The following is a 12,416-nucleotide window of genomic DNA, read 5'->3' on the forward strand; positions in this document are numbered from 1 at the left end:
GGTGCCTCACCAGCTTCCCGAAGAGCCGCCGCCGCCCGACGAGCCACCACCGCCGGAAAATCCGCCACCGCCGCCTCCGGAGGACCAGCCACCGCCGCCTGACGACCAGCCCCCGCCACCGGACGACCAGCCGCCGGAGGAAGAGCGCCGGTTCTGATCGAAGGTCATGCCGAGCCAGCGATAGCGGCCGGGTCCGATCTTCTGGCCGAAAATCGGCGGTAGGATCGTCATCGCGATGCCGCCGAAGAAGATCAGCGCCCAGATGCTGATGAAGATGGCGAAGAACAGATCGTCGGAATTGAACGGCGCCTGCTCGTTGCGCTTGCCGCGCGCCTCGAGTTCCTCGGGATTGCCTTCCAGCACCATGATCATGTCGTCGACGGCCTTGGTGATGCCGCCGGAGAAGTCGCCGGCGCGGAAGGCCGGCACCATGTCGTTCTCGATGATCAGCCTGGTGTGCAGGTCGGTCAGCGTGCCTTCCAGCCCGTAGCCGACCTCGATGCGCATCTTGCGGTCGTTGGGCGCCACCAGCAGCAGCACGCCGTTGTTTTCCTTGGCCTGGCCGAGCTTCCAGAAGCGGAACAGCCGGTTGGCATAGGGCTCGATCTCCTCGCCGCCGAGGCTGGATATGGTGGCGACGACGATCTGGTCCGAGCCCTTGGTCTCGAAGGCCGCGAGCTTCTGCGTCAGCGCCGCGCGCGTGCCGGCATCTATGATCCCGGCATTGTCGACGACGCGGCCGGTGAGGGCCGGAAGATCGGCGGCCAGGGCAGCGAGGGGGAGGAGGAAAATCGAGAAAAGCAGGCCAAGAAGTGCGGGGTATGCGTTCTGTCGCGCCCCCCTCTGTCCTGCCGGACATCTCCCCCTCTTGGGGGGAGATTGGACGTCACGCCGGCCTTCGCCAATCTTCAGCGTCGAAGAGAGGGCGGGGTTGTCGAAACTGCCAATCTCCCCCCAAGAGCGGGAGATGTCCGGCAGGACAGAGAGGGGTATCAACACGCCAGCGGTCCGTCTTTTCGCAGAATTACATTCCGACGACCGTCGAGCCGCTCACCCGCCCTGCTTGGTGGTGCTCGTGCCGAAATCGACCTTCGGCACCTGCATCTTGTCCTCCTCGACGGTGAAGTTGGCGAAGGGCTGATTGCCGCGGAACCAGAAGGTCGCCCACAGCACGGACGGGAAGGTCTTCAGCGTCAGATTATAGTCCCTGACCGCCTGGATGTAGTCGCGCCGCGCGACAGCGATACGGTTCTCGGTGCCCTCGAGCTGCGCCTGCAGCGCGAGGAAATTCTGGTTGGCCTTGAGGTCGGGATAGGCTTCCGACACGGCGATCAGCCGCGACAGCGCGCTGGTCAGGCCGGCCTGGGCATCCTGGAACTTCTTCAGCGCTTCGGGATCCTTGAGCGTATCCGGCGTCACGGTGATCTGCGTCGCCTTGGCGCGCGCCTGGACGACCGCGTCGAGCGTATCCTTTTCATGTGAGGCATAGCCCTTCACCGTCTCGACTAGGTTCGGGATCAGGTCGGAACGACGCTGATACTGGTTGAGCACCTCGCTCCACGCCGCATGAGCGTTCTCTTCCGCAGTCGGGATGGTGTTGTAGCCGCAGCCGGCAAGCAGCGGCAGCACGAAAGCCATCATCAGGAAGGCGGCAAGGCTGCGGAACGGGGAGGCTGGTGAGAGGCGCTCGGTAGTCATGATTGGTCCCTCGACAGAAGTTGCGCGCGAAGCATTACCACAATCCACGCGTAAGAAAATGTCCGGCCGATGACGCCTGCTCCGGTTCGGGCGCGAGCCACTGTGAATAGTCGAGCGAACAGGATTTCATCTTCTTGTTTGACGCAGTTCCGGCCGGAAGGCTGCGGCGAAGTCGCCGAGCCTAAACGCTTCGCACTTTTCCTGGAATTGCTCTAAGCTCCGGGCAGGAAAGGGCAATTGCCATGGCTGAGCGCCGGGACGACGAGACCGAGTCGCGCCGCATCCTCGAACGCGTGGCGCGCGAGACGGCGCCGGGCGGCGCCTCGTTCATCGTCCGCACGGCGAAGGACGCGCGCGACCATGTCACCGCCGCCGACGCCGACCGCGCCGATCCTATCGAATATTGGGGAACCCGCATTGGCCGAACGCTCGGCGTCATGATCGCCATTGGGCTATTGGTCTGGCTGGTGTATGCCGTCACGCGTGGCGGCTAGGAACCGATTTCCATGAGTGCAGAAAAAAACGACGCGCCGCGCGCGGTCATCGTCATCTCCAGCCATGTCGCCCGCGGCTCGGTCGGCAACCGCGCGGCGGTGTTTGCGCTGGAGACGCTGGGTTTCCCGGTCTGGGCGGTGCCCACCGTCATCCTGCCCTGGCATCCGGGGCACAGCCGCGCAACCCGCATCGTGCCGCCGCTCGATCAGTTCAAGGCACTGATGTCTGATCTCGAGCGGGCACCCTGGCTGGGCGAGGTGCGGGCCGTGCTGTCGGGCTATCTCGGCGAGGCCGGCCAGGCAGAGGCGGTCGCCTCGCTGGTCGCCGCCGTCAAGGAAAAGACGCCGAACGCGCTTTACGTCTGCGATCCGGTGATGGGCGATTCCGGCGGGCTCTACGTGCCCGAGCCGACGGCCGTCGCCATGCGCGACAAATTGATGCCGATCGCGGATATCGCCACTCCCAACCGCTATGAGCTGGAATGGATGGCGGGTGCGCCGCTGCCCGACATCAAGGCGGTTACGGCGGCCGCACTTCATGCCGGGCCGTCGACCATGCTGGTGACCTCGGCGCCCGCGATGATGATGGGCGGTACCGGCAATTTCCTGCTCGACGGCAGCCAGGCGCTGCTTGCCGAGCACCGCGTGATCGAGAAGCCGCCGAACGGGCTGGGCGACCTGACGGCCGCGGTCTATCTGGCGCGTGTTCTCTCCGGCCAGCCGCCGGTCAAGGCGCTGCAATCGACAACCGCCACCGTCTACGAGATCCTCGCCCGTACCGCGAAGCGCGGCGGCGACGAGCTGCAGCTCGAAACCGACGCGCAGAGTCTTTCGCACCCGATGGCCATGGTGCAGCTGCGCCATCTCCTGCATCCCGGGCGGGACAAGCGGGCGTGAGGCCTGACGGCGGGCTGGCGGGCGTCGACGGCTGCAAGGCCGGCTGGATCGCCGTCCATCGCGAAGCGGGCGCCGCGCCGTCGGTTTCGGTCTTTCCGAGCTTCCAGGCGCTGCTCGACCCATTGCCAAATGCCGCCATCGCCGTCGATATGCCGATCGGCCTGCCGGATTTTTCGCGCAAGGGCGGCCGCGGGCCAGAAGCGCTGGTGCGGCCGCTGCTCGGGGCGCGGCAATCGAGCGTGTTCGCCATCCCCTCGCGGGCGGCGCTCTATGCCGACACCAGCGACTTCACCACCATCGAGGCCTGGTATGAAGCGCACCGGCGGGCGAGCGCGATGGCGTTGAAGACCTCAGACCCGCCGCGCGGCGTTTCCATCCAGGCTTTCGGCATCTTTTCGAAGATCCGCGAGATCGATGCTTTGCTGATCGCGCGCCCCGATTTGCGCGGCCGAGTCTTTGAATCTCATCCCGAAGTCGCGTTCTGCCGACTGAATGGCGGCACGGCGATGGTGCTGCCGAAGAAGATCAAGGGAGCGGTCAACCCGGCCGGCATGGAAGAGCGCAAGGCGCTGCTTTGCCGGCATGGCTACGAAAAAGCCTTTCTCGATCAGGCGCCGCCACCGGGCGCGGCGAGTGACGACTTCCTCGACGCGGCGGCGATGATGCTGATTGCCGGGCGTATCGCCGGCGGCGAGGCGCGGCCTTCGCCTGATCCGCCGCTGGCGGATCGTTTCGGCATCCCGATCGCCATCTGGGCCTGACGTGGTTTTGGCGCCTGATGCATGGCTTTGTCGGGAGGGCCGACAATTCTGCATTGCTCACGCCGGGCTTTTGCCGCTACAGGCATTCTGATCGCCACGACCTTGCCGCCTCAAATCCGGAAAGGCTTCAGCTGCCAATGCCGCATCTGCCCGAGCATCTAATCACCGGCTACCGCAACTTCATGAATGGCCGCTACCCGGCCGAGAGCGGGCGTTACCGCTCGCTGGCGCGCGAGGGCCAGGCGCCCGAGACGATGATCGTCGCGTGCTGCGATTCGCGCTCGGCGCCGGAAGCGATCTTCGATGCCGGCCCCGGCGAGCTCTTCGTGCTGCGCAATGTCGCCAATCTGGTGCCGCCCTATGAGCCGGACGGCGAATATCACTCGACATCGGCCGCGCTCGAATTCGCCGTGCAGAGCCTGAAGGTGAGGAACATCGTGGTGATGGGCCACGGCCGCTGCGGCGGCATCCGTGCCGCGCTCGACACCAATTCCTCGCCGCTGTCGCCCGGCGACTTCATCGGCAAATGGATGAGCCTGATCGCGCCGGCTGCCGAGACCGTGGCCTCCAGTACCATGATGACGGCGACCGAGCGTCAGACGGCGCTGGAGCGTATTTCAGTCCGCTATTCGATCGCCAATCTCAGGACCTTTCCCTGCGTCTCGATCCTCGAAGGCAAGGGCAAGCTCTCGCTCTACGGCGCATGGTTCGACATCTCGACCGGGGAGCTGTGGGTGATGAACAAGGAAACCGGCGATTTCGAGCGGCCCGAGCTGTAAGGGAGGGGTGATGCAGCGAAGCTGGTGGAGGATATTTCTCGCGGCGGTGTTGCTGTTATCCGTGACCGTCCGCGCCAGTGCCGATGACGGCGCCATCATCGACCGCTGGTACTCGGCGCTGCTGGTCGCCGACCGTACAGAATTGTCCGACCTGCTTTCCGACGATGTGCGCATGAAGCTCGAGGACATGGGCATCGTGCAGACCAAGCAGGATTTCATCGCCTCGATCGATGAATGGCAGAGCGCGGTGGCGGGCGCCGCCATTCGCCACCGCATCGAGAAGAGCGACAACGGCGAGACCACGGTGCTCGCCTGTTACGACTTCCCCAGCAACGACACGCTGATGCGCGAGACCTTCACCGTGTCAGGCGGGCGGATCGTGGCCAGCACCCAGACGGCGGTGGCGCAGGACTGCAGCGCCTATTGAGGCGAAGCCCGAGTTGCGCGTCGCGCGGCACCGCCCTACATCCAGAACCGCCCTCCGCCTATCGAAACTCCCCGATTGGATCTGTCCATGTCAAAAACCGTCGACCTCGCCGCCCATCCGCTGACCGTCTGGCAAGGGCCGCTCGGCCTGCCGGACTTCTCGCGCATCGGCGACAATGATTTCGGGCCGGTCTTCGACGCGGCGCTGGCAGCGCATCAGGCCGAGATCGACGCGATCGCCGGCAGCAGCGAGGCGCCGACCGTCGAGAACACACTTGCCGAGCTCGAGCTTGCCGGTGAAGCGCTCGACCATGTCTCGTCGATCTTCTGGTGCCGCGCCGGCGCTCATACCAACGACACGATCCAGGCGATGGAGCGCGAGGTTTCGCCAAAGATGTCCAGGCATTTCTCGGCGATCTCGATGAACGAAAAACTGTTTGCCCGCATTGACGACCTCTATCAGCGCCGCGACAGCCTGCATCTCGATCCCGAAACGCTGCGCGTCCTGGAAAAGACCTGGAAGGGCTTTGTCCGCTCGGGCGCCAAACTGGACGCCGAGGGCAAGAAGCGGCTCGCGGCCATCAATGAGGAACTTTCCTCGCTCGGCACCAAATTCGGTCAGAACGTGCTGGCCGACGAGCGCGACTGGGCGCTGTTCCTCGACGAGGCCGACCTTGCCGGCCTGCCGGACTTTTTGAAGAGCGCGATGGCGGAAGCGGCCGAGATGCGCGGCCAGAAGGGCCGGTACGCGGTGACGCTGTCGCGCTCGATCTACGAGCCGTTCTCGACCTTCTCGGAGCGCCGCGACCTGCGCGAGATCGCGTTCAAAGCCTTCATCATGCGCGGCCAGAATGGCGGCGCCTCCGACAACACCGATGTTGTGCGCGACATGCTGAAGCTGCGCGGCGAGAAAGCGAAGCTGCTGGGCTACGGCTCCTTCGCGGCGCTGAAGCTTGACGACACGATGGCGAAGACGCCGAAGGCCGTGCACGAGCTGCTCGATCCTGTGTGGGAGAAAGCCCTGGAAAAAGCGGCCGCCGACCAGAAGGAGCTGGAGCGGCTGGCCGCGGAAGCGGGCAGCAACGAGAAGTTCGCGGCCTGGGACTGGCGCTTCTACCAGGAGAAGCTGCGCGCCGAGAAATTCGCCTTCGACGAAGCGGAGCTGAAGCCTTACCTGCAGCTCGAACGCGTCATCGAAGCCTGCTTCGATGTGGCGACACGCCTGTTCGGTATCACTTTCGAGGAAAAGAAGGGCATAACAGCCTGGCATCCCGACGCGCGCGTCTTCGTGGTGAAGAATGCCGACGGCAGCGAGCGCGGCCTGTTTCTCGCCGATTATTTCGCGCGGCCCTCAAAACGCTCCGGCGCCTGGATGAGCGCGCTTCGGTCCGGTTACAAGCTTGGCGACGGCGCCAAGCCGGTGATCTACAACATCATGAATTTCGCCAAGCCGCCGGCCGGCGAGGCGGCACTTTTGTCGGTCGATGAGGCGAAGACGTTGTTTCACGAGTTCGGCCACGCGCTGCACGGCATGCTGACCGACGTCACCTGGCCGTCGGTTTCGGGCACTTCCGTCAGCCGCGATTTCGTCGAACTGCCCTCGCAGCTTTACGAGCATTGGCTGACGGTGCCGGCGGTGCTGGAAAAGCATGCGCTGCACGTCAAGACCGGCAAGCCGATGCCGAAGGCGCTGCTCGACAAGATGCTCGCCGCCCGCACCTTCGGCGCCGGTTTCGCCACGGTCGAGTTCACCGCCTCGGCGCTGATCGACATGGCATATCATGCGCGACCTGACGCGCCCGCCGAGCCGCTTCGATACGAGGCTGAAACGCTGGAAAAGCTGCATATGCCCGACACGATCGCGATGCGCCACCGCACCCCGCATTTCGGCCATATCTTCGCCGGCGACGGTTATTCAGCAGGCTATTATTCCTATATGTGGTCGGAAGTGCTCGACGCCGACGCCTTCTCGGCTTTCGAAGAGACGGGCGATGCCTTCAATCCGGAACTCGCCGAGCGGCTTCGGAAGAACATCTATGCCGCCGGCGGCTCAAAGGACCCGGAGGAGCTTTATACGGCGTTCCGCGGCAAGATGCCGTCGCCTGAGGCGATGATGGTGAAGCGAGGATTGGTATAGTGCTGGTAATCTCCCCCCTTGAGGGGGAGATGTCGCCGAAGGCGACAGAGGGGGTCGCCTCAACCGCCGCGACGCTCCAGGGCGACGCAGGGGATTGTTGGCGCTTCACGCGCGGCGACCCCCTCTGGCCGCTTCGCGGCCATCTCCCCCTCAACGGGGGAGATCATCCGCGCCAAGGATCCGCCACCCGCGGCCAGATCGGCCGGTTGAGCTTTCTGTAGTCCGTCACCGCCGGACTGCTCGGATAAGAACTCGGCGCAGCCACATAGATGATCTCGGCGGCGATCGGCGCGAAGCCGGCGTAGAAATGATTCGTCGACTTGATCAGGAGGACATCCTTCGACAGCGGATCGATGCCGATGTTGGAAAAGATATCCGGCTCGAAAGTCTGGGTGCGGTTGGTGTTCAAGATGACGTCGACCTCGGTGCCTTCGATGCGCACCACCGCCGACGGCCCCAGCGTCACCCGGCTTGGCCCGAAGCTCTGCCAGCCTTCGTTGGTTGTCTTCAGCACCCTGACGCGGGCATCGATCGGCTCGCCGGCCTGAGGGCCGGCTTTGCCGCCGAAGCGCAGGTCGATGACCGCGCCTTCGCCGGCCGCATGGCAGAAGGTCACGGCGATCGGGTCCCAAATCGTCGCTACGCCAACCTTGGTCACGCCACGCGAAAGCAGCTCTCGCAGCACGATGGTGCCGTCGCCCGGCACGCCGCCGCCCGGATTGTCCCAGATGTCGGCGATCACGACCGGCTTGTCCTGGCGCTCGGTGCGCACGGCTAAGGCCCGCTCGATGCCAACCGAGGCGGAAAGCATCGTCATGGCGGTCTTCTCACGTAAGGCGTAGAGCTCGCGCCCGAGCGTTTCGGCGAGCTTGTCGCCCTTTTCCTTGTCATTGTCGGTGACGACCAGGATGCGCGTGCCCATCTCCGGCACGTCGGCCGCCATGAAGCCGTGAATGACCGAGACCGACAGCACGCCGTCCTTACCATGCAGCGCCTTGATCCTGTCGACGAAGGAGCGCATCGGCTCGCGGCTGGTCGGCAGCACCTGGATCATGCGGCAGTCGAAGGTCGAGATCACAGGCTTGATCTCCCCGCGCGCCGCGGCGAGGCCGAGCTCGACCACATGCTCGCCGCGCTCGTAGAAATCGGTGTGCGGAAATTCGAGGAAGTAGGCCATGATGTCGCAAGCCGCGACGCGTTTCGGGGTCAAATGGCTGTGCGGATCGAACTCGGAGGCAATCACCACTTTCGGGCCGACGATGGCGCGCACGCGCTCCAGGAGATCGCCTTCGCAATCGTCATAGCCTTGCGCCACCATGGCACCATGCAGGCCGAAGATGACGGCATCGACCGGCAGTGCCTCCCTTAGCTGGCCAAGGATCTCGTCGCGCAGCGTCTCATAGGTCTGCCGTTGCACCAGGCCGCCGGGTTCGGCCCAGGTGGCGGTGCCTTCGATGACGGTCAACCCTTCCTTCGCGGCGCGCTTGCGCAACGCCACGATCGGCGAGGAGCAGAGCGTCGGCGTCTCCGGATGTTTTCCGGGGCCGGCATAGAAGGCCATCTCGAAGGAAGCCCGATCTGTCGGCACCGGCGAGAAGGTGTTGGTTTCCGTCGCCAGCGAGGCGGTGAAGATGCGCATGAATGCTCCGTACTGGACTTTTGGTTCTTCGCAATTCCGGACGGAAAACCGCTGCACACTTTCCTGGAATTGCCGGGATTGCTATTTGACCGCGCCGAGCGCCAATCCGCGGACGAGATAGCGCTGCAGCCAGATGAAGAGGATCGCCACCGGCAGCGTCGCCAGCAGCGTGGCCGCCATGACATGGTGCCATTCGATCGTATAGCGGCCGGCGACCAGCGAGAAAACCTGGATCGGCAGCGTGTAGCTTTCCTGGCTGCGCAGCATGGTGAGCGCCACGACGAACTCGTTCCAGGCATTGATGAAGGTGAAGATCGCCGTCACCGCGATCGCCGGCAGGCAAAGCGGCAGGAACACTTTGCGCAGGGTGAGCCAGCGGCCGGCACCTTCCGTCCAGGCCGCCTCCTCGAGGTCGCGCGGGATGGTGTCGAAATAGCTCTGCAGCATCCAGACCGTAAAGGCGACATTGAAAGCCATGTAGATGAAGCCGAGCGCGGTGGTGCTCTCGACCAGGCCCCAGGCGGCCATCAGCCGGAACAGGCCGAGCACCAGCACGATCGGCGAGATCATCTGCGAGATCAAAAGGAACTGGCGGAAGGCGCCATAGCCGCCGAAGCGGAAGCGCGACATCGCATAAGCCGCCGGCACCGAGATCAGGATCGCGCCGATGGTCGCCAGCGCCGAGACATAGAGCGAGTTGACGAGCGCCTGGCCAAAACCGGTCGCCACCCACATGTCGGCGAAATTCGACCAGCGGAATTCGCTCGGCCACCAGGTGGGCGTCAGCACTTCGGTGCGGGGTTTGACCGCGGTGAGGAACATCACGGCGAAGGGGAAGATCGTCACCGCGACCAACGGTGCAAGCAGCAGCCAGGCGATGATGGTGCGTTTCAACTTGCCGTTCATGCGCGCTGCTCCCGCATGGCGAGCCGGACATAGATCATGGTGAAGACGAGCAGGATCGCGAACATCACCAGCGACACGGCGGAAGCCTCGCCCAGCTTGCCGATGCGAAAGGCCAGCTTGTAGAGATGCGTGACCAATATGTCGGTCGAGTTCGCCGGCCCCCCTTGAGTCATCACCCAGATGATCGGGAAAGAGTTGAAGACATAGATGGTGTTGAGCACGATCGCGATGTTGATGAAGGGTTTTAGCAGCGGAAAGGTGATCTCGCGGAACTGCTGCAAGGGCGTCGCGCCTTCGAGTGCCGCCGCCTCATAGAGATCGTCGGGGATCGAGGACAGGCCGCCGAGGAAGATCGTTGTGGTGAACGGCACCGTCACCAATATGCCGATCAGCACCTGCATCGGGAAGGCGGTCTCGGCGCTGGCCAGCCACTGGATGTTCTGGCTGATCAGGCCGAGCTTCATCAGCGCCGAATTCAGCATGCCGCTTTCGCCGTTGAGGGCCCAGCGCCAGACCACCGCCGTCATGGTCAGCGACACTGCCCAGGGCAGCATGATGACGACACGGGCGAGGCCGCGGCCGTAGAAGTCCGTGTTGAGGATGATTGCCACCGGGATCGACAAAAGCAGCGCGCCGCCGACCACGAGCACCGTCCACAGCGCTGTGCGCCAGAGCGCGGCGACAAAATCGGGACCGGCGGCGAGCGCCGCGAAATTGGCCAGGCCGCTGAACTCGCGAAGCTGACCGAAGCGGTTGACGTCATGCGTCGAGATCTGGATCAGGTCCCAGACCGGCCAGAAAATCACCACCGCCGCCAGGAACAGGCTGGGCAAGGTCAGCAGATAGGGCAGGAAACGATTTTGCATCGGCTGGTTTGTGTCGCGTTGCGGATGGATGAGGCTGGCTTAACAGATTGACTTGCCTCCTTCTTCTCAGGACGTCGCTTCCGGATTCCTTGCAAGTGGTGGCGCTGTTCCTCACCTGTGCGCCCGTCCTCCGCGGCGGGTGCGGAAGAGAGCCCTTCCTCTCCCCCGTCGATCGGGGGAGAGGTGTCGAGCGAAGCTCGACGGAGTGGGGGGTCGATCCCTGGCGCAAGGCGAGGCGATGCTTGCGCGGAGTGTCTTTCGTAAGTCCGCTCGCGGCGGCGGCCAGGTGGTTCCCCCACTCCGTCTCGGCTTCGCCGAGCCACCTCTCCCCCCTCCGGAGGGAGAGGAAGGAGGCAGGGAAAGTGTGGCGCGCTCCGACGGGTGGAGCGCGCCACGGGCGCAGGGAGATACGCCCTTATTTCTTCTTCAGAACGGCGTTCGCCTTGTCCGCTGCCTCCTTCAGGGCGTCTTCCGGTTTGGCGCTGCCGAGATAGATTTTCTGCATGGCGTCCGACGTGATCTGGGCGATTTCTTCCCAGCCCGGGATAACTGGCGCGAAGCGGGCGTCGGGCAGAAGCGCGGTGAAGGCGGCGAGGTCGGCGTTGTTGACGTAATAGTCCATCTTGGCCTCCTCCTTGTTCACCGGCAGGAAGCCCTCGCCTTGCGTGAACTTGGCGCGCTGCTCCTTGGTGAACAGGAAGTCGAGCAGCTTCCAGGCCTCGTCCTTGTTCTTGGAGTTCTTGAACATGATGATGGAGTCGGTGACGCCATAGGTGCCGCGCGCGCCGGTCGGTCCGGCGGGGATGGCGGCGACGCCGTATTTCAGCTTCGGCGCTTCTTCCTTGATCTGGTTGGAGAGGAAGGGCGCGGTGATCATCATGCCGACCTTGCCCTGCTTGAACAGGTTCTGCACGTCCTCGCGATTGTTGGAGGTCACGCCAGGTTCCGTCAGCCCCTCGTCGATCATCGACTTGTAGAGCTTGGCGGCCTCGAGCGCGCCGGGCGTGCTCAAGCCGGAGGTGCCGTCCTTGTTGAGGATCTCGGTGCCGAAGGACCACATCGCGTAGTAGTAATAGACGTCGGTCTCGATCTCCTTGCCCTGCAGGCCGTAGCCGAAGGCGCCTTGAGCCTTGATCTTGCGCGCGTCCTCCTGCAGCTCGGTCCAGGTGCCCGGCGGCTTGGCGATGCCGGCCTTCTCGAACAGCTCCTTGTTGTAATACATGGCGCGCGCCGAGGCAGCGATCGGCAGGCCGTAGGTGTGGCCGTCCATGATCGAGGGCTGCAGGAAGGTGTCGATGAAGCGGTCCTTGAACTCGGGCGTGATGTAGCTGTCGAGCGGCTCGGCGACATCCTGCTGGACGAAGTCGATCAGCCAGCGCGTTCCGATGATCGAAAGGTCGGCATTGGTGCCGGCGGTGATGTCGGTGGTGAGTTTCTGCAGGAGCACGTCCCACGGCACCACTTCGTATTTGATGGTGATGCCGGGATTGGCCGCCTCGAATTCCTTCTTCACCGCTTCGAAATAGGGGCCGGTCTTGGCGCTGTACTCGGCGACGGTGACGCGCACCTCGCCGGCATCGGCGGGTGCGGCAAAAGCCAGCATGCTCATTCCGGCCAACAGGCCGACAGTCCATTTCGCAAGGCTCATCTGATTTCCTCCCATGATGCGCATTCGCGCCTGGCCTTAAGAGGCACAGGATTTATGTTACTTTCCTACATTATCGAGGCTTATGCCCAATGCAAGCGGTTTATCATGTTGCTAAATTACATTTTGTTGGATAGCGTTCCGCCGTTGTCTGGCACGGCGGAGGAG

At 64.0% G+C, this 12,416-nt stretch carries 12 protein-coding genes; 6 read left to right on the top strand and 6 right to left on the bottom strand.

The features are described 5' to 3' along the window. Window positions 1-6: 6 nt before the first annotated feature. Window positions 7-804, bottom strand: a complete 798-nt coding sequence (locus LB528_RS12465) for a TPM domain-containing protein (protein WP_224715161.1) — start codon at window positions 802-804, stop codon at window positions 7-9. Between the two features lie 246 nt (window positions 805-1,050). Beyond that, window positions 1,051-1,698, bottom strand: a complete 648-nt coding sequence (locus LB528_RS12470) for a LemA family protein (protein ID WP_224518415.1) — start codon at window positions 1,696-1,698, stop codon at window positions 1,051-1,053. A gap of 242 nt (window positions 1,699-1,940) precedes the next feature. Between LB528_RS12470 and LB528_RS12475 the strand changes: the two genes are divergently transcribed. The 6 genes from LB528_RS12475 (at window position 1,941) to LB528_RS12500 (ending at window position 7,192) form a co-directional block, all read left to right on the top strand. Continuing rightward, the gene (locus LB528_RS12475; RefSeq protein WP_224518414.1) at window positions 1,941-2,192 is read left to right on the top strand and encodes a hypothetical protein; all 252 of its coding nucleotides are present in this window, start codon (window positions 1,941-1,943) and stop codon (window positions 2,190-2,192) included. 12 nt (window positions 2,193-2,204) lie between these two features. After that, the gene (gene pdxY / locus LB528_RS12480; RefSeq protein ID WP_224715098.1) at window positions 2,205-3,089 is read left to right on the top strand and encodes a pyridoxal kinase PdxY; all 885 of its coding nucleotides are present in this window, start codon (window positions 2,205-2,207) and stop codon (window positions 3,087-3,089) included. Continuing rightward, window positions 3,086-3,850 (top strand): DUF429 domain-containing protein, encoded by a 765-nt coding sequence (locus LB528_RS12485; RefSeq protein WP_224715099.1) that lies wholly within the window; start codon window positions 3,086-3,088, stop codon window positions 3,848-3,850. Before pdxY ends, LB528_RS12485 begins: the two co-directional genes overlap by 4 nt. Before the next feature lie 137 nt (window positions 3,851-3,987). Then, window positions 3,988-4,629 (top strand): carbonic anhydrase, encoded by a 642-nt coding sequence (locus tag LB528_RS12490; protein ID WP_224518411.1) that lies wholly within the window; start codon window positions 3,988-3,990, stop codon window positions 4,627-4,629. Window positions 4,630-4,639: 10 nt separating this feature from the next. Beyond that, window positions 4,640-5,056 (top strand): nuclear transport factor 2 family protein, encoded by a 417-nt coding sequence (locus tag LB528_RS12495; protein ID WP_224715100.1) that lies wholly within the window; start codon window positions 4,640-4,642, stop codon window positions 5,054-5,056. 87 nt (window positions 5,057-5,143) lie between these two features. Further along, window positions 5,144-7,192 carry a M3 family metallopeptidase gene (locus LB528_RS12500; protein ID WP_411962150.1) on the top strand — a complete coding sequence of 683 codons (2,049 nt, stop codon included), beginning with the start codon at window positions 5,144-5,146 and terminating at the stop codon, window positions 7,190-7,192. A gap of 163 nt (window positions 7,193-7,355) precedes the next feature. Here LB528_RS12500 and LB528_RS12505 read toward each other — a convergent pair whose 3' ends face one another. From LB528_RS12505 to LB528_RS12520, 4 genes are all read right to left on the bottom strand, one after another. After that, window positions 7,356-8,831 carry a M81 family metallopeptidase gene (locus LB528_RS12505; RefSeq protein ID WP_224516930.1) on the bottom strand — a complete coding sequence of 492 codons (1,476 nt, stop codon included), beginning with the start codon at window positions 8,829-8,831 and terminating at the stop codon, window positions 7,356-7,358. Between the two features lie 81 nt (window positions 8,832-8,912). Further along, the gene (locus LB528_RS12510; RefSeq protein ID WP_224516933.1) at window positions 8,913-9,737 is read right to left on the bottom strand and encodes a carbohydrate ABC transporter permease; all 825 of its coding nucleotides are present in this window, start codon (window positions 9,735-9,737) and stop codon (window positions 8,913-8,915) included. Next, window positions 9,734-10,603, bottom strand: coding sequence for a carbohydrate ABC transporter permease (locus tag LB528_RS12515; protein ID WP_224715101.1), 870 nt, complete (start codon window positions 10,601-10,603; stop codon window positions 9,734-9,736). Before LB528_RS12515 ends, LB528_RS12510 begins: the two co-directional genes overlap by 4 nt. Window positions 10,604-11,018: 415 nt before the next feature. After that, complete coding sequence (locus LB528_RS12520; protein WP_224516936.1) at window positions 11,019-12,251, bottom strand: ABC transporter substrate-binding protein; 1,233 nt, start codon at window positions 12,249-12,251, stop codon at window positions 11,019-11,021. Between the last annotated feature and the right edge of the window lie 165 nt (window positions 12,252-12,416).

It is taken from the genome of Mesorhizobium sp. CA4, assembly GCF_020165075.1.
Classification (GTDB): Bacteria; Pseudomonadota; Alphaproteobacteria; order Rhizobiales; family Rhizobiaceae; genus Mesorhizobium.

Coding starts and splice junctions, on each gene's coding strand:
- LB528_RS12495 (WP_224715100.1), top strand. CDS start 4,640: ATGCAGCGAAGCTGGTGGAGGATATTTCTCGCGGCGGTGTTGCTGTTA.
- LB528_RS12510 (WP_224516933.1), bottom strand. CDS start 9,737: ATGAACGGCAAGTTGAAACGCACCATCATCGCCTGGCTGCTGCTTGCA.
- LB528_RS12515 (WP_224715101.1), bottom strand. CDS start 10,603: ATGCAAAATCGTTTCCTGCCCTATCTGCTGACCTTGCCCAGCCTGTTC.
- LB528_RS12470 (WP_224518415.1), bottom strand. CDS start 1,698: ATGACTACCGAGCGCCTCTCACCAGCCTCCCCGTTCCGCAGCCTTGCC.
- LB528_RS12520 (WP_224516936.1), bottom strand. CDS start 12,251: ATGAGCCTTGCGAAATGGACTGTCGGCCTGTTGGCCGGAATGAGCATG.
- pdxY (WP_224715098.1), top strand. CDS start 2,205: ATGAGTGCAGAAAAAAACGACGCGCCGCGCGCGGTCATCGTCATCTCC.
- LB528_RS12490 (WP_224518411.1), top strand. CDS start 3,988: ATGCCGCATCTGCCCGAGCATCTAATCACCGGCTACCGCAACTTCATG.
- LB528_RS12505 (WP_224516930.1), bottom strand. CDS start 8,831: ATGCGCATCTTCACCGCCTCGCTGGCGACGGAAACCAACACCTTCTCG.
- LB528_RS12500 (WP_411962150.1), top strand. CDS start 5,144: ATGTCAAAAACCGTCGACCTCGCCGCCCATCCGCTGACCGTCTGGCAA.
- LB528_RS12475 (WP_224518414.1), top strand. CDS start 1,941: ATGGCTGAGCGCCGGGACGACGAGACCGAGTCGCGCCGCATCCTCGAA.